The sequence below is a fragment of the Microcoleus sp. N9_A2 genome (assembly GCF_036701775.1).
In the GTDB taxonomy this organism is placed as follows: domain Bacteria; phylum Cyanobacteriota; class Cyanobacteriia; order Cyanobacteriales; family Microcoleaceae; genus Microcoleus.
The window spans coordinates 22,289-45,007 of sequence record NZ_JAUBRH010000020.1 but is presented as its reverse complement, the minus strand read 5'-3'; the positions used below and the strand labels follow the sequence as shown (position 1 = coordinate 45,007).

Genomic DNA, 22,719 nt, shown 5'->3' with positions numbered 1-22,719 from the left:
AGCACTCAGCGATCCGTCAGACAACGGGGAAATTACCAGATTTAACGCATATCAGGGATTTCACTTAACGAAGATAACCATTCTCCAAAGCCTGTAGAGGTGGGTTCACTCTTGTGCTCTTGAAGAGTGCAGACAGGTTAAAGACACCCGCCCCCACCCCGCGAGGGAATTTTTTATTGATGGTGATACTCTTCGGGGGAGAATTAACCGATGTGACCAATTACCCCCTGAGAAATGTCGCGACAGGATCGTGTCGCAATCCAATCGGCGATCGCTCTGAGCTTTACACTCCATCATAAGTGATAATATCAACGATACACTTATATGGTTATTGCCAGTTATGACGATAGATGAGGTACTACAGCTAACTCGTGTGCGATTACAAAAAGATTTATATCCAGTACAAGAAATCATACTCCGCCAAGTTTGGGAAGGAAAGACTTATACAAGTATCGCATCTGCCTCTCATTACGGAGAGCATTACCTGAGAAACATCGCCTCATCCTTGTGGCAATCTCTCTCTCAAATCTTGCAGACATCTATTAGCAAATCAAATTTTCGCTCTTGTGTAGAATCACGTTCCCTGACTGCAGAGGAACGAGAATTAATTGAATCCTTCACCCGCAGCCAATGCCTCGCAACACCTTTAGAATTTCCCGGCTCTCCCGTGCCCCTCGGTTCGCCATTTTATATCCCTCACCCGCTAATTGAAGAACTCGCCTATCGAGAGATTACCAAACCAGGAAGTGTGCTGCGGATTAAAGCTCCCAGGAAGATGGGAAAAAGTTCCCTTTTGCTACGGATTTTAGATCGCGCGACTTCTCTTGACTATCGAACTGTAAGTTTAGATTTTCAGCAAGCCGAGGAAGCTGTCTTAGCCAATATCGATAAATTTTTACGCTGGTTTTGTGCCAACATCAGCCGTAACCTAGAATTACCACCTCTATTAGAGGATTATTGGGATGAAGACATGGGTAGCAAAGTAAGCTGCACCATCTATTTACAACAATATATATTAGCACAAATAAGTACCCCTATTGTGTTAGCGTTAAATGAAGTAAATATAATTTTTGAACATCCAAAAATTGCCCGAGAATTTTTGCCGCTGCTGCGAAGCTGGCATGAAGAAGCAAAGCGGATTGAAACTTTGGGAAAACTGCGATTAATCGTTCTTCACTCCACAGAAATTTATATTCCTTTAAAGCTCACTGAATCGCCTTTTAATGTCGGTTTACCGCTGCAATTACCCTATTTTACAGAAGAGCAGATACTTGCTTTAGCCCAGCGTCACGGACTGGATTGGACAGAGGGTTCCGATGCCGATCGACTGATGGCAATGGTGGGGGGACATCCTTATCTGGTGCGGCTCGCTTTTTACCACCTCTGTCACAACAGTGTAACGCTAGATCAGCTACTACAAGAAGCTCCGACAATAGCGGGAATTTATAAAGATTACTTGCGGAGTTTTTGGGCAACATTGCAAGAGTATCCCGAACTGGCGGTTGCACTTAAACAAGTAGTAAAATCGGAACACGGAGTGGAATTAGATCCGATAGTGGCTTCTAAATTATTTAGTATAGGGCTGATTCATATCGATAACAACCGCTGTACGCTAAGCTGTGAGTTGTACCGCCTCTATTTTGGTTCGCACAACTTTATTTAGAGCAGGCTTTACAGTTTCTTTGCGTAATCCAATATCCCCCTTGAAAACTCGACGTTTTCTGGCGCTTAGAAATCGCTGCTATACAAATAAAGTCCGCCTACGCGCACTAAAAAAAAGGGATAAATCAACCATAATTTAGCATAATTTATCATAACTTATATTATAATACAGCTCCAGCACCACATCCTTACCTCTAAATAAATTCCCTACATACTCAGCTTTAAACCCACCCATAAACCGCATGACCCAGGTAACATACCAAATTGGTGGCAGTCTCGCCAGTGATGCGCCTACATACGTAGTGCGGCAAGCAGATTCCGAACTTTATGAAGCCTTAAAAGCTGGGGAATTTTGTTACATCCTCAACTCGCGACAAATGGGCAAATCTTCTCTCTTAGTCCGTACCCTGCACCGATTGCAAGCAGAAGGATTTCAATGCAGCACGATCGACATGACCCGCATCGGTAGCGAAAATATCACTCCCTTACAGTGGTATAAAGGAATTGTTGGGGATTTGTGGCGCAGCTTCAATTTGTTAGGAAAAGTTAATTTAAAAACTTGGTGGCGCGACGAAGAAGAGGTTTCATTTTCGCAAAGATTGAGTCATTTTATTGAAGATATCGTGCTGGTCAATTTTCCTCACGAGCGGATATTTATATTCATCGATGAAATCGATAGCATTCTCAGTTTGGATTTCGCTGTCGATGATTTTTTTGCCTTAATTCGGTTTTGCTACAATCAGCGAGCGATTAATCCAGAGTATAACCGCATTACTTTTGCAATTTTTGGAGTAGCCACGCCAAGCGATTTAATTGCCGACAAAAAGCGAACTCCTTTTAATATCGGTCATGCTATAGATTTGCAGGGTTTTGATCTGCCCGAAGCCCAACTATTAGTTAAGGGATTAGAGAGTGCCGTCAGTAATCCTCATGCCGTTCTCAAACAAATATTAGCTTGGACTTCAGGACAGCCATTTCTCACCCATAAAATTTGCTATTTGGCGTATAGATCCAGCCTAGAAACGGCGGGAGGATTAGTAAATATTCCCCCTGGAGCCGAGGCATTTTGGGTGGATAGTTTGGTACGATCGCAAATCATCGATAAATGGGAATCGCAGGACGAACCGGAGCATTTAAAAACCATAGGCGATCGCCTCCTACGTGACGAACAACGCGCCGGAAGATTGCTAGGCATTTACCAGCAAATCTTGCAAAGTGTAGGGGCGGTGCCCCCGTGCCCGCCCGTCCCAACCGATGACAGCCGAGAACAAATCGAACTATTGCTATCGGGTTTAGTGGTAAAAACTGCAGGCTATTTGCAGGTAAAAAACAGAATTTATCAAGAAGTATTTAATATAGAATGGGTAGAGAAACAATTAGGGCAACTGCGTCCTTACTCCCAATCTTTCGATGCTTGGAGCGCTGCCAAACAAACAGATGATTCGCGCCTTTTGAGGGGACAAGCCTTAAAAGATGCTCAACTCTGGATGCAGGGAAAAAGTTTGAGCGATTTAGACTATCAATTTTTAGCAGCTAGCGCCGAACTCGACAAGCAAGAAATGCAACTGACCTTAGAAGCAGAAAGGTTAAAAGAAGTCGAAAAAAATGCCAGACGGCAAAAGTGGTTTATTGCTGCACTCTCTTTAGCATTAGCGATCGCCCTGTTTCTCGGAACAGCAGCTTTTTGGCAATATCGTCGAGCTACATTGAGCGAAATCGAAGCGATCGCCACCTCCTCCTCCGCCCTCTTCACCTTAGAGCAAAAATTAGACGCCCTCATCGCCGCCATCAAAGCCAAGCGCAAACTGCAACAACTGGGTAAAGCAAATCCCGAACTAGAAAAGCGCGTGCAATTATTACTAGAGCAGGCAGTTTATGGAGCTTCCGAGTTCAACCGCTTATCAGGACATCAGGCGACACTGTATAGATTAGCAATCAGTCCCGACGCTCAGACAATTGCCTCTGCAAGTACAGATAACGAGGTCAAACTCTGGCAGCGAGATGGCACCCTGATTGCGACTCTTCCCCACAACGGTATAGTGTGGAGGATGGCTTTTAGCCCCGACAGCAAACTCCTCGCTTGCGCCAGTGGAGAGGGCACAGTTAAAGTTTGGCAGCAAAAGGGAACGTCTTGGCCGGGTCCCAAACTCCTACACACCCTTGAGGGACACAGTAAGGAGTTTAACGGTGTGGCGTTCAGTCCAGATGGCGAGATTTTAGCTGCATCCGGTGAGAATAACACCGTTAAACTCTGGGACAAAAACGGCAATTTATTAACCATTCTCGATCGCACCGATGCAGTTCGGAGCCTGAGCTTTAGCCCCGACGGGGAAATGCTCGTTAGCGCAAGTGCGGAGGGTACGATCCGATTGTGGAAAAAAGGCGGCTTATTCTGGGCCTCCGTAAAGTTACTGCGAACGTTTCAAGCACACAGCGCTGCCATTTGGGAGGTCAAGTTCAGTCCTGACGGCAAGATATTTGCCTCTGCGAGCATGGATAAGACTGTTAAACTTTGGCCCTCCCATGCCCCGTCAGACGAAGAGTTACAGCCCCTGCAAACCCTTAAAGGTCACGCATCTGGCGTTGAGAGTCTAGATTTCAGTCCTGACGGTGAGATTTTCGCCACAGCCAGCGGCGATCGCACAATCAAATTTTGGAGCAAAGACGGCAAAGATATCAGAACTTTTGCAGGACATCGCAGTGCCGTATGGAATATCGATTTCAGTCCTGACGGCAAATCAATTGCTTCCCTGGGTATAGGAAATGCTGTCAAACTTTGGCAGCCGAAAAACATTTTTTTCTTGCCCCTGCTAGGTCACGACGCTGCTGTTTATAGAGCTGCTTTCGCTCCTGACGGTAAAATCGTCGCCACTGCCAGTACAGACGGCACGGTGAAACTTTGGCGCGTCGATGGGGCAGGCACGGGGGCACTGCCCCTACGGACGCTTAAGGAGGGTACAGGGGGGCTTTGGGATGTGGCATTCAGTCCTGACGGTAAACTCATTGCAGTGGGGGGCGAAAAAACAGTTAAACTCTGGCACAAGGATGGCAGATTTCTGAGAGAAATCAACGCCCACAAAGGTGTAGTTTACGGAATTACTTGGAGTCCGGACGGTAAAATTATTGCCTCCGCAAGCTCAGACGGCACGGTGAAACTCTGGCAGCCAGACGGCGTGTTAGTGCGAACTCTGAAGCTAGATGGCAACGCCTTCTGGAGTGTGGCCTTTAGCCCTGATGGAAAAGCTTTAGCCGCCGTCGGTAGCAGCGGTACTCTCGCTATCTGGAAGCCCGATGGCACTTTGTTGCAGGCGATTGATGCCCATCAGGCTATGACTATGGGGGTCAGTTTCAGTCCCGATGGCAAGACGATCGCCTCAGCCAGTACAGATGGCACCGCCAAACTCTGGAAATTAGATATCTCATCGACTCTTATTGACACCTCAGTTCCTCACTCTTCACAGCTTTTGCGAACGCTTAAAGGTCACGCACAGGGAGTGCAGGGAGTTTCCTTTAGCCCGGATGGTGAAATCGTCGCTACGGCAAGTCTAGATAACACGGTGAAACTCTGGAATAAAAATGGCATCTTGCTGAGGACGCTCACGGGACATAGAGGTTTGGTGACAAAAGTTTCCTTTAGTCCCGACGGCACTTTCCTTGTCTCCGCCAGCCATGACCAAACGGCGATTTTGTGGGATGTGAAGCGAATTCTCAATACAGATCCACTGGCTTTTGGTTGCAATTGGGTGCGGGATTATTTGCGAACAAATGCCGATGTGAAGGAGGAGGATAGACATTTGTGCGATGCCGTGGGCGATCGTGACATTCTCCGAAACAATTAACTATCAATTATGAAAGATTACTCTTACCACATTGGTGGCAGTCTCACAACTGATGCGCCTACCTATGTCGAACGCCAAGCCGATATCGAACTTTATCAAGCCTTAAAACGAGGCGAGTTTTGCTACATTCTCAATTCGCGACAAATGGGCAAATCTTCCCTTCTTGTTCGCACCTTGCACCGATTGCAAGCTGAAGGATTTCAATGCAGCACCATCGACATGACCCGCATCGGCAGTGAAAACATTACTCCCTTACAGTGGTACAAAGGAATCGTTGGGGATTTATGGCGCGGCTTCCATCTTTTAGGGCAACTTAACTTAAAAACTTGGTGGAAAGAACAAGAAGAAGTTTCTCTCCTGCAAAGATTGAGTCAATTTATTGAAGAGATTTTATTAGCCCAATTTCCCGAAAATCGAATTATTATATTTGTCGATGAGATTGATAGTATTTTAAGCTTAGAATTTCCCGTCGATGACTTTTTCGCCTTGATTCGTTATTGTTACAATCAACGAGCCATTAATCCAGAATACAACCGGATTACCTTCGCGATTTTTGGAGTAGCTGCGCCCAGCGATTTAATCGTCGATAAAAATCGGACACCTTTTAATATAGGACAAGCAGTAGATTTGCAGGGTTTTTCCTGGGAAGAAGCCTCTCCTTTAACTCAAGGGTTAGAGAGTGTAGTTAGTAATGCCGAGGCAATTATCAAATCAATATTAGCTTGGACTTCTGGGCAACCATTTCTGAGCCAAAAGCTGTGTCAATTGATAGTAAGAGCGACGCGAGAATCTCACAGTGACGTGCTGATAATTCCACCGGGAACTGAAGGATTTTTTGTGGAATCTGTCGTGCGATCGTACATCATCCAGAATTGGGAATCTCAAGATGAACCAGAGCATTTAAAGACGATCCGCGATCGCATCCTGAGAAACGAGCAACGTGCTGGCAGACTACTAGGCATCTATCAAAAAATCTTACAAGGAGTGGAAGTACCCACGGATGACTCGCGAGAACAGGTAGAACTATTGCTGTCTGGTTTGGTAGTAAAATCTCAGGGGTTTTTACAGGTAAGAAACCAGATTTATCAAGAAGTATTTAACAAAACATGGGTAGAAAAAAATCTCGCTTCCTTGCGTCCATACTCTCAAGCCTTTGATGCTTGGATAACTTCCAAGCAGACCGATCAATCCCGACTGTTGCGCGGACAGGCCTTGAAAAATGCTCAAGCTTGGGCCCAGGGTAAAAGTTTGAGTGACTTAGATTATCAGTTTTTAGGCGCTTCTGAAGAATTAGACCGCAGAGAAATGCAGGTAGGATTGGAAGCAGAACGGGCTAAAGAAATTCAAGCCAGACTAACAGAAGAACAAAAAAGATTAGCTGTAGAGAAAAAAAGTTCTAGGCGGCAAAGATTTTTGCTTTTTGTAGTAACTATAGCATTAATTATCGCCTGTGCATTGGGGCTAGCGGTGTATTTTCAGTATCGGCAAACCGCTGTCAGCGAGATCAAAGCGATCGCCAAATCTTCCGAAGCACTATTCGCCTCAAATCAAAAATTAGACGCATTCATAGAGGCAATCAGAGGAAAGCGACAACTGCAAAAGTTAGGTGCTGTAGACCCAGATCTCGAACGCTCAGCTAAAGAAGCTCTCCATCAAGCTGTTTATGGATCAGTTGACTATAATCATTTATCGGGGCATAACAATGTGGTTAATGATGTAACTTTCAGCCCTGATGGGGAACTCATCGCCTCAGCTTCTGCCGACAAAACGATCGATCTTTGGGAAAAAGACGGTACAAGACTAGGAACGCTTCAAGGGCACAACAATGCAGTTTGGGGAGTCGTATTTAACCCCAGAGGGGATTTAATTGCTTCGGGTTCGGCGGATAAAACAGTTAAACTTTGGCGTAAAAACAGTACAAATTCACCAAAGGTCAAGCCGAGTTATACCTTGTGGCAGACTTTAAAAGGACATAACGATAACGTTACACAAGTTGCGATCGCTCCGAACAATCAGATTATTGCTTCCGCTTCTAAAGATAAAACAGTTAAACTCTGGAGTACAGACGGTAAACTGCTGAGAACTCTCACCGGACATACAGATGAAGTTAACAGCGTTGCCTTTAGCCCGGACAGTCAAACTATTGCATCTGCTTCTAAAGATCGAACCATCAAACTCTGGAATGCAGACGGTAAACTGATCAGAACCCTCACCGGACATACGGATAGAGTTATGAATGTTGCCTATGCGCCAAGCGCAGGCTACGCCAACAGCCCTTCAGAATATCTCATTTCCTCGGCGAGTGCGGATAAAACAGTCAAACTTTGGAAGCTTGACGGAACTTTAGTCAAAACTCTAACTGGACACAGCGACGCCGTGACCAAAATCGCTTTTAACCCTCAAGGTGGTTTGCTTGCCTCGGCAAGTCTAGACAGAACAGTCAAACTGTGGCAGCTTGACGGGACTCTGGTAAAAACCCTGTCAGTCGCTAAGGATGTCGTCTCTGGATTGGCTTGGAGTCCTGACGGGCAAATCTTTGCCTCATCCAGTTGGGATGGCCCGATTATGCTATGGAAGCTTGATGATAGTTTGCTCAAGACTCTTAACGGACATCAAGCATCGATTTACACCATAAAATTTAGTCCTGATGGAAAGACAATTGCCACCGCCAGTCGTGATAATACCGTTAAACTTTGGCGACTTGATGGTAGTTTAATTCGCACTTTCCCCAAACAAGCTGATAAAGTTTTCGGAGTTGATTTCAGCCCAAAGGGAGACACGATTGCTACAGGCGGTTATGACAGCACTGTTCGATTGTGGCGACTAGATGGAACCTTAATCAAGACTTTTACTGGACATCAAGGTAGAGTTTTCGCGGTTGATTTTCATCCAGATGGACAGTCACTCGCCTCGGCGGGTGAGGACAAAACGGTTAAAGTTTGGAGGATTGACGGCACCCAATTGGCAACTCTCAAAGGACATACCGATTACATTAACGGAGTGGCATTTAGCCCCGATGGAAAGCTGATTGCCTCTGGTAGTGTGGACGGCACAGTCAAACTTTGGCAGTGGGATAATGCGATCGCCTCTGGAAAGCGCAGCTACAAGCTTCTACACACTTTAACAAGCCATCGCCGTCAGGTAGCTGGAGTGGCATTTAGCCCTGACGGCAAGACTCTGGCTTCAGCAGGTATGGATAGCATGGTAAGACTTTGGCGGTTGGATGGTACAGAAATTCGAGCCTTAAAGGGACACAAAAATGGGGTATTCTCAGTGGCATTTAGCCCCGATGGCAAGACTCTCGCCTCAGCAAGTTTTGACGGCACTGTCAAACTTTGGAGGTACGATGGTCAAGAGCTTGAAACCTTAAAAGGACATAGCGATGGGGTGTTCGGAGTTACCTTTAGCCCTGATGGAAAGTTCATCGCCTCAGCAAGTCAGGATACCACAGCAATTGTGTGGAATTTAGAGCGAATTTTCCAGCTCGATTTTCTCCAGTATGGTTGCGACTGGGTGCGGGATTATTTGCGAACTAATGCCGAAGTCAAGGAGGAGGATAGGCATCTGTGCGATGCAGTGGGCGATCGCTAAATTATCCGAAAAAATTAACTATCAATTATGAAAGATTACTCTTATCAAATTGGTGGCAGTCTCACAACTGATGCGCCTACCTATGTCGAACGACAAGCAGATATCGAACTTTATCAAGCCTTAAAACGAGGCGAGTTTTGCTACATTCTCAATTCGCGGCAAATGGGCAAATCTTCCCTTCTCGTTCGCACCTTCCATCGATTGCAAGCCGAAGGATTTCAATGCAGCACGATCGACATGACCCGCATCGGTAGCGAAAACATTACTCCCTTACAGTGGTATAAAGGAATTGTTGGGGATTTATGGCGTGGCTTCCATCTTGTAGGAAAAGTCAATTTAAAAACTTGGTGGCAAGAACAAGAAGAAGTTTCTCTCCTGCAAAGATTGAGTCAATTTATTGAAGAGATTTTATTAGTAAAATTTCCTCAAGAGCGAATTTTTATATTTGTCGATGAGATTGATAGTATTTTAAGCTTAGATTTTCCCGTTGATGACTTTTTCGCCTTGATTCGTTATTGTTACAACCAACGAGCCCTTAATCCAGAATACAACCGGATTACCTTCGTAATTTTCGGAGTAGCTACACCCAGCGATTTAATCGCCGATAAAAATCGGACACCTTTTAATATCGGACAATCGATCGATTTGTCAGGATTTAGCTTAGAAGAAGCGCAACCATTAGCGAAAGGGTTAGAAAAGGTCATAGCCAATCTGCAGGCAGTTCTCAAAGAAATCTTATATTGGACTGGAGGACAGCCCTTTTTAACACAAAAAATATGTGAATTAGTGGTAAGAATAGCTGGCGCATCCCACAGCGGCGATTTAAAAATACCACCGGGAACAGAGAATTTTTTTGTGGAATCATTGGTGAGAGAAAACATCATCAATAAATGGGAATCGCAAGATGAGCCTGAGCATTTCAAGACAATTCGGGAGCGCCTCATTCGCAACGAGCAACGCACTGCACGTAGCTTAGGTATCTATCAAAACCTCTTACAATATGGTGAAATTGAAGCGGATGATAGTCGAGAGCATATCGAACTGCTGCTATCGGGTTTGGTAGTAAAAAAACAAGGTTTTTTGAAGGTAAGAAACCCGATTTATCAAGAAGTCTTTAACCTGGAATGGGTAGAAAAACAGTTAGAGCAACTGCGTCCTTATTCCCAAGCTTTCAACGCTTGGATCGCTTCAAAACAAACCGATGAATCGCGATTGTTGCGCGGACAATCGCTAAAAGACGCTTCCTACTGGGCCCAGGGAAAAAGTTTGAGCGATTTGGATTATCACTTCTTAGCCGCTTCTGGTGAATTAGACAGGCTGGAAGTGCAGCAAGCGCTGGAAGCAGCGAGGCTCAGAGAAGTTGAAGCCAGACTCACAGAAGAACGCAAGCGGTTAGTTTTAGAGCGAGAGACGGCAAAGCGACAGCGGAGGTTTATTGGAGCGCTCAGTGGAGCACTGATAGTTGCGATCGCCTTTGCCTTCATCGCCCTCTGGCAATATCACCGCGCCGCACAGAGCGAAGTTCAAGCCCTCACCTCCTCATCTGCAGGGCAATTCGCCTCCCAACAGCGATTAGATGCCCTCGTGACTGCTATCAAAGCCAGACGCAGGATCGACAGCCTAGTTAATTCCAGCCCCCTGTTGCCATCTCAAGTTCAACAAGTGCTGCAACAAGCCATCTATGGAACGGCAGAATTCAATCGCCTGTTGGGGCATTCCAGCCCGGTTCTGGCAGTTGATGTCAGCCCAGACGGTCAACTCATCGCCACCGGAGGCGGCGACCAAACAGCCAAGATCTGGCAACGGGATGGCACCTTGCTGCATACTCTGCAACACACGATCAGCAGCGTCTACGCCCTTTGTTTTAGTCCCGACAGCCAGCGCCTGGTAACATCCAGCGTGGACGGCAATATTTATCTGTGGAGTCGGGAAGGCAAACTGCTCAAAACCTTTCAGGGACACAAGGCTGCGATCTGGGCGATCGCCGTGAGTCCAGACGGTCAGCGCATCGCCTCCGCCAGTGAAGACAGCACCATTCGCCTGTGGAGCATTGATGGCAAACCGCTCAAAACCCTGAGCGGACATCAAGGTTCGGTTTGGGGTGTTGCCTTTAGCCCGGATGGAAACCTGCTAGCCTCTAGCAGCACAGATAATACGGTCAAGGTCTGGACTCTAGATGGCGAACTCGTGAGAACCCTGGAAGGTCACAGCGCAAGCGTTTGGGACGTTGATTTCGCTTTACTTGCAGACAATAGCGGTGCAAAACGTCCCGCCATTATCTCTGCCAGCGCTGACAACACTGTCAAACTCTGGCAACCCGACGGAACCCTGCTGCGAACTCTTAGCGGTCACAGTGCGGAAGTGTTTGAAGTCGCTGTCAGTACAGCAGGTGATGTGATTGCTTCCGCTAGCGCCGACCAAACCATCAACCTCTGGAAGCCGGACGGGACACTTTTGAAAGTCCTTAAAGGGCATCAATCTGGAATTCGCGGGCTTGCTTTTATTCCCAACAGTCAAATGGTTGTCTCTGCTAGCGACGACAATACCGCTCGACTCTGGAATCCGACAAACCCCTTCTCGAAAGTCCTTTACGGACATGGCGGCACGATTTGGGATGTGGATTTCTCCCCCGAAGGTCAGATGCTAGCTTCCGCCTCTTCCGATGGCAGTTTCAAACTGTGGGCCCGAGACGGCACGTTGCTGAAGTCTTTTGCCGGAAACGAGACTGCCGTTCACTCGGTTGCTTTCCTCTCTGGTGCCAGCACCAATCCTGCGATCGCACCTTTCCTTGCTACCGCTAGTGAAGATAAAACAATTAAATTCTGGCAGTTCGACGGGACGCTACTGAAAACCATAACAGGTCATGAAGCTGGTGTTTGGGATATCTCCCCAAGTCCAGATGGTCAGCTAATTGCTTCTGCTAGCAACGATAAAACCGTGAAACTGTGGAAAAAGGACGGGAGGGCGGGTACGGGGGCACCGCCCCTACGAACTTTCACAGGGCATCAAGCTAGGGTTTACGATGTGGACTTTACCCCTGACGGACAGAGGCTGCTTTCAGCCAGTAGCGACAGCACGGCTCGGTTGTGGAGTCTTGACGGTAGGTTTTCCAAGACCCTAAAGGGTCATCGCAGCCCTGTTTGGGAAGTTGCCATCAGTCCTGACGGTCGCACTTTGGCAACTGCCAGCAGGGATGACACGATTAAACTTTGGACGATCGATGGCACTTTGCTGAAAACCATCAAGGGAAATACTAGAGGCATGATGGCGGTTGATTTCAGTCCTGACGGTCAAATGCTGGTGGGGGGTGGCTCAACTGGCGCACTCAAACTCTGGAAAACAGACGGGACAGAAATAACGACGCTAATCGGACATGAAGGGAACATTTGGGGGGTGGCGTTTAGTCCCGATGGTAAACAGATTGCCTCCGCCGGGGACGATCGCACAGTCATTTTATGGGATGTGGAGCGCATTCTCAAACTCGATGAACTGGGTTATGCGTGCGATCGCGTGCGGGATTATCTGCGAACAAATGCCGATGTCAAGGAGGAAGATAGACATTTGTGCGATCGAATTCACTAAATTAGAATAAAGACAACCTAAAGGAGATAATACTAATGTTTACAAGCGATCTCAAAACGCTACTTGACCAACAAGCGCTCCAACGCCAAGATCCTGAATGCCGCTACATTACCGATCGCGTTAACTGGGAGCAATATGAAGCCTTGCTCGCCAGAAATGGCGATACTTCGGCATATCGAGTCACGTATTTAGATGGAGCCTTAGAAATTATTTCACCGTCCCGCCGCCATGAAAACAGAAAAACTCGCATTGGGAATCTCCTAGAAATTTACTTCCTAGAAGCAGACATCAACTATTTTCCTTTCGGCTCTACAACCCTGCGACGAGAGGAGAAAAGCGGCGGTACCGAACCCGATGAAGCTTACTGCATTGGCACAGACAAAGAATTTCCAGACCTGGCAATTGAGGTAATTGTTACCAGCGGTGGGATTAACAAATTGGAAATTTACAGAAGGCTGAATGTTAAAGAAGTTTGGTTCTGGCAAAATAACCGATTCAGCCTCTACTACCTGCGAGAAGAAATCCCTGTTAAATTTGTCCAAACCTGCGGTTATGAACCAATTGCTCGCAGCGCGGTTCTCCCTAATCTGGATATAGAATTGCTGGCAGAATACATTCGATATCCCAATTCGCTAATAGCAGCTAAGGAATTTAGACAACGGCTGCGCTCTGGTGCTTAAAGATGAGTAAACTCGAATATCAAGTCGGCGGAAGTCTTGCCAAAAACGCCTCTACCTATGTGAGCCGAAAAGCAGATTTGCAACTATATGAAGCCTTAAAAACTGGTGATTTTTGTTATGTCCTCAACTCGCGACAAATGGGAAAATCTTCCCTATTAGTCCGTACCCTACACCGACTCAAATCACAAGGCTATCAATGCACTACCCTCGATTTAACTCGTACCGGTAGCGAAAATATTACCCCATTGCAGTGGTATAAAGGAGTCGCCGCCGAACTGTGGCGCGGCTTCAATCTTTTAGGGAAAATCAACTTAAAAACTTGGTGGCGAGATGAAGAAGAAGTTTCCCTACTGCAAAGATTAAGTCATTTTATAGAAAATATTCTGCTCGTCCAATTCCCCCAAGATAAAATTTTTATATTTGTTGATGAAATTGATAGTATTTTAGGCTTAGATTTTCCCGTTGATGACTTTTTTGCCTTAATTCGGTTTTGCTACAACCAACGCGCCATTAATCCAGAGTATAATCGCCTTACCTTTGCCATATTTGGAGTGGCAACCCCTAGCGACTTAATCGCTGACAAAAATCGGACTCCATTTAATATTGGAACGGCAATTGATTTGCCAGGATTTACCTTTGAGGAAGCGCAGCCTTTATTGGTGGGATTAGAAGCAAGCGTAAACAATGCCGATCTGGTCTTAAAAGAAATCTTAAATTGGACGGGCGGGCAACCTTTTCTCACGCAAAAGCTTTGTAACATAGTAGTAAATATTAGTCAACAAATTGATATAAAACTTTTAACTATTCCTCCCGGCACGGAGGCATTTTGGGTAGAAAATTTAGTGCGATCGCGCATCATCCACCATTGGCCAGCCTGCGACGAACCAGAGCATTTAAAAACTATCCGCGATCGCATCCTTCGCAACGAACAAAAAACCAGTAGATTGCTCGGAATTTACCAGCAAATCTTACAATCAGAACCCCCCCTAACCCCCCCTTATCAAGGGGGGGAGACAATCAGAACCCTCCGGCGGGGGGCAGGGGGGATCTCAACCGATGACAGCCCAGAACAAATAGAACTCATCCTCTCTGGGTTGGTGGTGAAAGAGCAAAGTTTACTGAAAGTAAAAAACCCTATTTACGAACAAGTTTTTAACCTAAAATGGGTAGACAAACAATTAGGACAACTGCGGCCTTATTCTCAAACCTTTGATGCGTGGGTGACATCTAAGCAGCAAGATTTATCGCGGCTGTTGCGGGGACAAGCTTTGAAAGATGCTCAAAGTTGGGCCCAGGGAAAAAGTTTGAGCGATTTAGACTATCAATTTTTAGCTGCAAGTGAAGAAATAGATCGGCGCGAAGTACAACAAGGATTAGAGGCAGAACGCACTAAAGAAATTGAAGCGAGGCTAACAGAAGAACACAAAAGACTAATTCAAGAAACCCAAGCAGCCAAACAACAAAGAATCTTATTGTTTGCAGTCAGTATGGCATTACTGCTCGCCTGCGGGTTGGGAATCGCAACGTTTTTTCAATATCGCAAAGCAACAGCAAGCGAACGGCAAGCGCGGGTGAGCGAAATTAAAGCGCTGGCATCTTCTTCTGACGGATTTTTTGCTTCTAATCGCCGCTTGGATGCACTGATAGAAGCGATTAAAGCCAAAGGAAAAGTGCAAAAACTAGGTGGGGTAGGTGCCGATACCGCTGGTCGAGTTGATAATGTACTGAGACAAGCTGTTTACGAAGCAGATGAATACAACCGTTTATCGGGTCATAAAGCGGCTGTTCTCGGAGTTGATATTAGTCCTGACAGTGAGTTTATTGCCTCAGCAAGTGTGGATAAAACTATCAAACTGTGGCGGCGCGACGGAAGGGAAATCGCAACGCTCAAAGGTCATCAGGCGATCGTCCGAGCGGTCAAATTTAGCCCGGACGGTCAGTTTATTGCTTCTGCAAGTGATGATGGGACTGTAAAACTTTGGCAGCGAAACGGTACTTTGTTGAAAACTTTTCAGGGTCATACTGCTGGTATCTGGACAGTGGCATTCAATCCCGACGGTCAAACAATTGCCTCTGCCAGCATGGACAAAACGGTGAGACTCTGGAACTCTGACGGCAAACTGTTAAGAACTCTCCAGGGTCATACTGCTGGGGTACCCTCAGTGGCTTTTAGTCCAGACGGTAAGACTGTTGCTACCGCAAGTGGAGACAAAACGGTGAAACTCTGGAACTCTGATGGCAAACTGTTAAGAACTCTCCGGGGTCATACTTCTGTGGTATCTGCAGTGGCGTTTAGTTTAGATGGTCAGATTGTTGCTACCGGAAGTGGAGACAAAACGGTGAAACTCTGGAACAAAGACGGTACTTTGCTGAGAACGCTTGAAGGTTATTCTGCTGTAGTATCCGCAGTTGTTTTCAGTCCAGACGGTAAGATGATCGCTACGGCAAGTCGGGATGGGACTGTAAAACTATGGAATGTTGACGACGGAACAGAACTGACGACTTTTAGAGGTCACACTGCTGGGATTTGGGGGATGGCTTGGAGTCCTGACGGCAGTTTTATTGCTTCGGCGGGTGCAGAAAATACGGTGAGGCTGTGGCAGAGTCACAACCCTTTGCGGACGATTATTAGTGCACATAAAGCTGGGATTTGGGCGATCGCACTGAGTGCAGATAGTTCTACAATCGCTACAGGTAGTGAGGATGGCACGACTAAACTTTGGAGTCGGCAAGGCAAATTATTGAGGACTTTCACTGGACAAAATACTGCGATTTATGCTGTTGCACTGAGTCGCGATGGCAAGTTAATTGCTTCTGGCACAAACGATAATCAGGTGAATATCTGGACTCAAAACGGAAATGCGATCGCAACTTTGGTAGGTCATAACGCTACGATTTTTGGATTGGCTTTCAGTCCTGACGGTCAAATTATTGCTTCTAGCAGTCAAGATAATACTATTAAACTTTGGCGGCCCAATGGTACTTTATTGCATACTATGACAGGACATTATGCTCCTGTTTGGCAGGTGGTATTTAGCCCGGACGGTCAGCTAATTGCCTCGGCTGGGGGCGATGGTACTGTTAAGTTGTGGAAGCTTGACGGGGCAGGCACGGGGGCACTGCCCCTACGAACTTTTCGAGGTCATACTGCTGCGGTGTGGAGGGTGGCGTTTAGCCCTGACGGTAAATTTCTTGTTTCGGGCAGTGGGGACAATACTGTTAAGATTTGGACTGTGGATGGTAAGTTAGTGAGAACTCTTGAAGGTCACGCGGCGGCGGTTTGGGGGGTGGCATTTAGCCCGGACGGTAAGATTATTGCTTCTGGTAGTGTGGATAATACGGTGAAGTTGTGGAACTCTGACGGTACGGAATTAACGACTCTCAGAGGTAACTCTGGGGCGATTCGGGGAGTGGCGTATAGTTCGGATGGGGCGTTTGTGGCTTCTGTCAGCGAGGATAATACGCTGATTTTGTGGAATGTGGAGCAAGTTTTGAATCTGGATTTATTGAGTTACGGGTGCGATCGCCTGCGGGATTATTTGCGGACAAATGCGATGGTGGAAAAGGGCGATCGCTTGTTGTGCGATCGTATTGGAACGGAATAACATCAAGTCCGCTTTATTATAGCAATCCTTGCAGGAGTCGTAAATTTTTTCCCTCACTCCAACCCTGCCCCGAACCGGCTCGATCGGGAGTAAGAAATTCACAAATGATGCGAGGATTGCTATAATAACTACAGAGTAATGAAATCGCTAGCGGTAAGAATACCGGGGGTAATATTGTTAAGCTTCGCCAACAATTGATTAGTATCCGTCACAGTAATCAAAGTTTGATTGTTGCTGGAAGTAATACTGAGTTGATTAAAACTCAAACCAGAATTCAACCCAATTAAATCCTCACCCTTGCGGAAATCAGTAATGATGTCGCTACCCAAACTTTGATTGAGGAAAAACACATCATTTCCCGAACCTCCCGTCAAAGTATCATCCCCAACATCCCCGGAAAGGAAATCGTTCCCAGCACCGCCACTGAGAATATCATTACCTTTGCCTCCGTACAGAGTATCGTTACCGATGTCGCCACAGAGCACATCGTTTTCATTGCCGCCCAACAGCAAGTCGTTGCCCTCACCGCCATCGAGACTGTCGTTTTCTTTGCCGCCATAAAGCGTGTCATTTCCCAATAAGCCAAAAATTAGGTCTGCACCTTCATTGCCAAAGGCAATATCGTTGCCGTTTCCAGCATTAATTGTGTCATTTCCTAAGTTGCCTAAAATGTAGTCGTCTCCATCTTCACCGAGTAAGATATCGTCATCTTTACCGCCGAAAATGCTGTCGTTGCCAAGGCCGCCGGCAACTGTATCATTGCCTAAATCTCCCCTCAACAAGTCGTCGCCCTCACCACCAACCACAGTGTCATTATCTTTGCCAGCGTAGATGGTATCGTTGCCAGCGTCGCCAGAGATGAAATCGCTGCCTTCATTGCCGAAGATTGAGTCGTTATCTGCGCCGCCGTCAATGTTGTCATTGCCGCCCATGCCGTAGAGAGTATCGTTGCCGGCTTGTCCGTTAATCGATTCGTTGATGCCACCGCCCATGATGAAGTCGGTAGTGTCGCCACCGTTGATAGTTTGTTGGACGGGGTTGGGGGTGATGGTGGCAGGATCTAGTTGCGGGGCGTTGAGGCTATCGAGTAGGCAATCATCTGCAGGCGGAGTTGGAGTCGGTGCGGGAGTTGGTGTCGGCGGCGGAGTCGGCGCCGGTGTGGGAGTTGGCGCCGGAGTCGGTGTGGGTGTCGGAGCTGGTGTTGGAGTTGGAGTCGGTGTGGGAGTTGGTGTCGGAGTCGGTGTTGGCGCGGGTGTGGGAGTGGGTACAGGAGTCGGAGTCGGTGTTGGGGTGACAGTACCGTTAAATTCATAGGCACCACTATCAGCAATTATGCTTCCATTACTATCACCGTCAACGCGAGTTTGTCCCCTCTCATCAGTAGCAGGTGCACCAGCAGCAATACCCCGATCAATTGCCGGACTTCCTGCTAGCAAAGGCATCACAGAGAAACCATTAATAGTTTGCAAAACATCCAATTTAGGGTCAGCAATAGTCACAGCATCTGTGACATTAAAATCACTGGAGTCATTAGGATTTTTGGCTGGCCATTGAAAATTGCCACCGCCATCACTAAATTTGCTGTTACCAGCATTTTGTTTGATATTCCAAGCATTGCCACCATTATTTGCGGTATTGTTAGCAACAATTGTATTTTTGAGAGTAATTTGTGAACCACCACCCCAAAATGCTCCGCCTTGAAATCCTGCTGAATTCTTAGCAATAGTGCTGTTGACAATGCTAATGGATTCAAGAGTATTCAACATCATTGCACCACCCAAACCACTTTTGCCACTAGCGTCTTCTGCTTTATTCCCTGCAAAGGTACTGTTGATAATAGTACCGGGAGATTTTTCTCCTACCCATAAAGCACCACCTTGACTCTGCGCTAAGTTGTTGGAAAAAGTAGTGTTGCTGATTGTAAATTCGCCGTTGCCAATTCGTAAACCGCCACCAAGTGAATCGCCATTGGAACCTTTAGTTACTTGGTTGTTGACGATTGTACTGCCTTCAATAATAATTTTGTCTGCGGGATAGACAAACAGGAACATCCCGCCACCTTGTCCTGCACCTTTGTTGCCCTCAAAGCGACTGTTCCGAATTGCGATCGTGCCACCAACGGGCCCAGGTGTACTATTTGCACCGGAAGCATTAGCACCATCGGTGTAAATTGCACCACCATAACCACTGGTATTTCCTCCGGTTCCAGCGGTAGAATCGTTATTTAAGAAAGTAGAATTTTCGACGGTTAGGTTGCCTAAAAGGTGGTTAATTGCTCCGCCGTTAATGCCTTTGTTGTTGGTGAAAGTAGAGCCTTTGACAGTGAGAGAACTGCCGCTTTTTGTGGCAATCGCACCGCCGCCACGTTCGCTGTTAGCCGATCGCCCATCATTGCCTTCAAATGTACTATTAAGCACATTTGTGGTACTCTTAAAGCCTGTATAAATCCCACCAGCGTAACCAGCGACGTTATTATTGACTTGGCAATTTTCTAAATTTAAAGTGCTGTTACCGCCAGTTTGAATCCCACCACCTGCGCTAGTTACCTCATTATTCGGATCGCTTCCAGAAGCTTTACCGTTGGCAACAATCAGGTTTTTGAGAGTAACATTGGTTGAACCTTCAGTGAGGATAACCCGCGAAGCATTGTTGCCACTGATGGTTAAATTGGCTGCACCAACTGCATCAATTGTCAAGTTTTTGTTGATGACAAGTTGACCGGAAGTGAGGGTAATTGTTTGATTGGCAAGAGTGGAGGCAAATTGAATGGTGTCGCCGGCTGCTGCGGAGGCGATCGCACTTCTCAAGGAACCAGCCCCGCTATCATTATTGTTGGTAACGGTAATAGTCGCTAAAGTCCCTCGGTAATCCGCCATTGCCTCTGGAGTCAAGGCTAGCGGTGCTTCAATATCACCCTTGGCAAACTCCAAATTCCAGTTACCGCCGCGGCCAGTGCGATCGCTAGATGCCGCAATATCAGCCCCGGTTAACTCGCCCAGGCGATCGACAAAATCACTTCCCGAACCCGCCGCAACATCGCAACCGTAAAGCACAATATCTGCTTTGTCGCTTAGCGCATTTCGCCACCCTTGCAACTGGCTTTCATATTGCGGCAAATTATCCGAATTCAGCGTTGCAGAACCTAGCTGCAAGCTGCCAGAATTGCCGTGAGAAAAAATGTGAACTTGATCTACAGTTCCTCCCGCAGCAGAAATTGTTTGCAGTTTCGCAGTAATTTGCTCGACTCCGTTACCATTTTTATCTAAAATGATGAGTTCGGCACCGGGAAGCACGCCACCCGCAAGAGTTTGATAGTCATCTAAGTCGGAATCAATGAAGACAATAGATTTAGAACCAGCATTGCGGAGAACAGATTGTGAATCCATGTTGATGGCAAAAGTTGAACTCATTTCGCATACCCATGAGAATGTTTACTATTTGCTGGTAGATTCACCTTGAAAGCAGAAGGCTAAAGATGCAGAATGCAGTAGGCAGGATTAAAACCTCGGTGCTCCATCGGGGAGATTAAAATTTAGTGGAAAACTTTAATTTTATCCCTAAGTGAAATCCGAGACTTGTCTCCCTAATCAGCTTAAGCTGTGTGAAAATTGCGATTTTTTTAGCAATTAACAGCAGAGGATGTAATTTCAGTTGACAGTTGACAGTTGACAGTTGATAGCGACCTCTACCTGGAAGGAAGAGGATTGGAGTAATGAATAGTCTTCTTTTAATTTCTCCCGATCAGGGAGAGGCTTTAAACCAATTTTTTTTGGTAAATAGTCCGGCACGGGGAACCTCTCTATGTAGATTGGCTATGCACACCCTTAGCCAGATAAGTAGTGCATTAAACCATTTTGTAGCCTTGGTCAGTTAAATTCCAAAAAATTTTTCTGGAGTTGCAAATTTCTGACAATTGCTCTAGCTATTACCTGATACATTCACCTTAGCTAAAACCAGGAAAATCGCCTAAAGATTTGATTAATTTAACTTTTTTGTGGCTCGAAAAAAGTTCCCAAAAATCAGAAATTTAGTGGCTAAAAAAGCTGGCTTTATTCGGGCGCTGCTTATGGCTAGCCAGCTCAGGATTGCAATAGACGGATGTGCCTAATTCTAGGTGTGGGCGATCGGCAATAAACAAGATTTATTACCGATCGCTGTTGAAAAGAATCAGATCGAGCGATCCTATTCGTTGGCGTAGCCCCCGTAGGGGCGGGCTGCGCTAACGTCATCCACCAAATTTCAGGATTTTGAGAGCTTTCTTCACCACTTCTAAGCGGGCTGGCTGCTTATAGTGAACCCTACCCCAGGCAGTTAGATTGTTACCTGAGTGAAATCGGTAGCAGTCAGAATACCGGGTGTAATACCGTTAAGCTTCGCCAACAATTGATTAGTGTCCGTCACAGTAATCAAAGTCTGATTGTTGCTGGAAGTAATACTGAGTTGATTAAAACTCAAACCAGAATTCAACCCAATTAAATCCTCACCCTTGCGGAAATCAGTAATGATGTCGCTACCAAAACTTTGATTGAGGAAAAACACATCATTTCCCGAACCTCCAGTCAATGTATCGTCCCCAACATCCCCGGAAAGGAAATCGTCCCCAGCACCGCCACTGAGGATATCATTACCTTTGCCGCCGTACATGGTATCGTTACCGATGTCGCCGAACAGCACATCGTTTTCATTGCCGCCGAACAGCAAGTCGCTGCCCTCACCGCCATCGAGACTGTCGTTTTCTTTGCCGCCATAAAGCGTGTCATTTCCCAATAAGCCAAAAATTAGGTCTGCACCTTCATTGCCAAAGGCAATATCGTTGCCGTTTCCAGCATTAATTGTGTCATTTCCTAAGTTGCCTAAAATGTAGTCGTCTCCATCTTCACCGAGTAAGATATCGTCATCTTTACCGCCGAAAATGCTGTCGTTGCCAAGGCCGCCGGCAACTGTATCATTGCCTAAATCTCCCCTCAACAAGTCGTCGCCCTCACCACCAACCACAGTGTCATTATCTTTGCCAGCGTAGATGGTATCGTTGCCAGCGTCGCCAGAGATGAAATCGCTGCCTCCATTGCCGAAGATTGAGTCGTTATCTGCACCGCCGTCAATGTTGTCATTGCCGCCCATACCGTAAAGAATATCGTTGCCGACAAGTCCGTTAATCGACTCGTTGATGACACCGCCCATGATGAAATCGGCATCGTTACCGCCGTTGATAGTTTCTTGGACGGGGTTGGGGGTGATGGTGGCAGAGTCGAGTTGCGGGGCGTTGAGGCTATCGAGCAGGGAACCATCCGATGCCGGAGTTGGTGTCGGTGCGGGAGTTGGTGTCGGCGGCGGAGTCGGCGCCGGAGTTGGAGTCGGCGCCGGAGTCGGTGTGGGTGTCGGAGTGGGTTCCGGTGTGGGAGTTGGCGCCGGAGTCGGAGTGGGTGTCGGAGTGGGTTCCGGTGTGGGTGTCGGAGTGGGTTCCGGTGTGGGTGTCGGAGTCTCAGTTGGAATCGGTGTCGGAGTTGGAGTCGGCGCCGGTGTCGGAGTTGGCGCCGGAGTCGGTGTGGGAGTTGGAGTGGGTTCCGGTGTCGGAGTTGGCGCCGGAGTCGGTGTGGGAGTTGGAGTTGGCGCCGGTGTCGGAGTTGGCGCCGGAGTCGGTGTGGGAGTTGGAGTTGGCGCCGGTGTCGGAGTTGGCGCCGGTGTCGGTGTGGGAGTTGGAGTTGGCGCCGGTGTCGGAGTTGGCGCCGGAGTCGGTGTGGGAGTTGGAGTTGGCGCCGG

General features: G+C 47.0%; 8 protein-coding genes. 6 read left to right on the top strand and 2 right to left on the bottom strand.

Annotated elements, in window-relative coordinates:
* Window positions 1–373: 373 nt before the first annotated feature.
* From QUA44_RS14340 to QUA44_RS14315, 6 genes are all read left to right on the top strand, one after another.
* Window positions 374–1,663, top strand: a complete 1,290-nt coding sequence (locus tag QUA44_RS14340; RefSeq protein WP_333251410.1) for an AAA-like domain-containing protein — start codon at window positions 374–376, stop codon at window positions 1,661–1,663.
* A gap of 241 nt (window positions 1,664–1,904) precedes the next feature.
* Window positions 1,905–5,501: an AAA-like domain-containing protein gene (locus QUA44_RS14335; RefSeq protein ID WP_333251407.1), complete on the top strand. Its 3,597-nt coding sequence runs from the start codon at window positions 1,905–1,907 to the stop codon at window positions 5,499–5,501.
* Window positions 5,502–5,510: 9 nt separating this feature from the next.
* Window positions 5,511–9,092: a WD40 domain-containing protein gene (locus QUA44_RS14330; RefSeq protein WP_333251406.1), complete on the top strand. Its 3,582-nt coding sequence runs from the start codon at window positions 5,511–5,513 to the stop codon at window positions 9,090–9,092.
* A 27-nt stretch (window positions 9,093–9,119) separates the two neighbouring features.
* Window positions 9,120–12,674, top strand: a complete 3,555-nt coding sequence (locus tag QUA44_RS14325; RefSeq protein WP_333251403.1) for an AAA-like domain-containing protein — start codon at window positions 9,120–9,122, stop codon at window positions 12,672–12,674.
* Between the two features lie 35 nt (window positions 12,675–12,709).
* A complete protein-coding gene (locus QUA44_RS14320) occupies window positions 12,710–13,354 on the top strand; it encodes a Uma2 family endonuclease (protein ID WP_333251400.1) in 645 nt (214 codons plus the stop codon).
* 2 nt (window positions 13,355–13,356) lie between these two features.
* Window positions 13,357–16,959, top strand: a complete 3,603-nt coding sequence (locus QUA44_RS14315; protein WP_333251398.1) for a WD40 domain-containing protein — start codon at window positions 13,357–13,359, stop codon at window positions 16,957–16,959.
* A 128-nt stretch (window positions 16,960–17,087) separates the two neighbouring features.
* On the opposite strand, the gene QUA44_RS14310 is transcribed toward QUA44_RS14315, so the two are convergent.
* Together QUA44_RS14310 and QUA44_RS14305 are read right to left on the bottom strand one after the other, a co-directional pair.
* Window positions 17,088–20,369: a DUF4347 domain-containing protein gene (locus QUA44_RS14310; RefSeq protein WP_333251396.1), complete on the bottom strand. Its 3,282-nt coding sequence runs from the start codon at window positions 20,367–20,369 to the stop codon at window positions 17,088–17,090.
* A gap of 901 nt (window positions 20,370–21,270) precedes the next feature.
* Window positions 21,271–22,719: calcium-binding protein (locus QUA44_RS14305; protein WP_333309739.1), on the bottom strand; the 1,449-nt coding region annotated here is incomplete at its 5' end.

Excerpts from the sequence above, each read along its gene's own strand:
- QUA44_RS14335 (WP_333251407.1), top strand. The coding sequence starts at position 1,905 with ATGACCCAGGTAACATACCAAATTGGTGGCAGTCTCGCCAGTGATGCG.
- QUA44_RS14330 (WP_333251406.1), top strand. The coding sequence starts at position 5,511 with ATGAAAGATTACTCTTACCACATTGGTGGCAGTCTCACAACTGATGCG.
- QUA44_RS14325 (WP_333251403.1), top strand. The coding sequence starts at position 9,120 with ATGAAAGATTACTCTTATCAAATTGGTGGCAGTCTCACAACTGATGCG.
- QUA44_RS14320 (WP_333251400.1), top strand. The coding sequence starts at position 12,710 with ATGTTTACAAGCGATCTCAAAACGCTACTTGACCAACAAGCGCTCCAA.
- QUA44_RS14315 (WP_333251398.1), top strand. The coding sequence starts at position 13,357 with ATGAGTAAACTCGAATATCAAGTCGGCGGAAGTCTTGCCAAAAACGCC.
- QUA44_RS14310 (WP_333251396.1), bottom strand. The coding sequence starts at position 20,369 with ATGAGTTCAACTTTTGCCATCAACATGGATTCACAATCTGTTCTCCGC.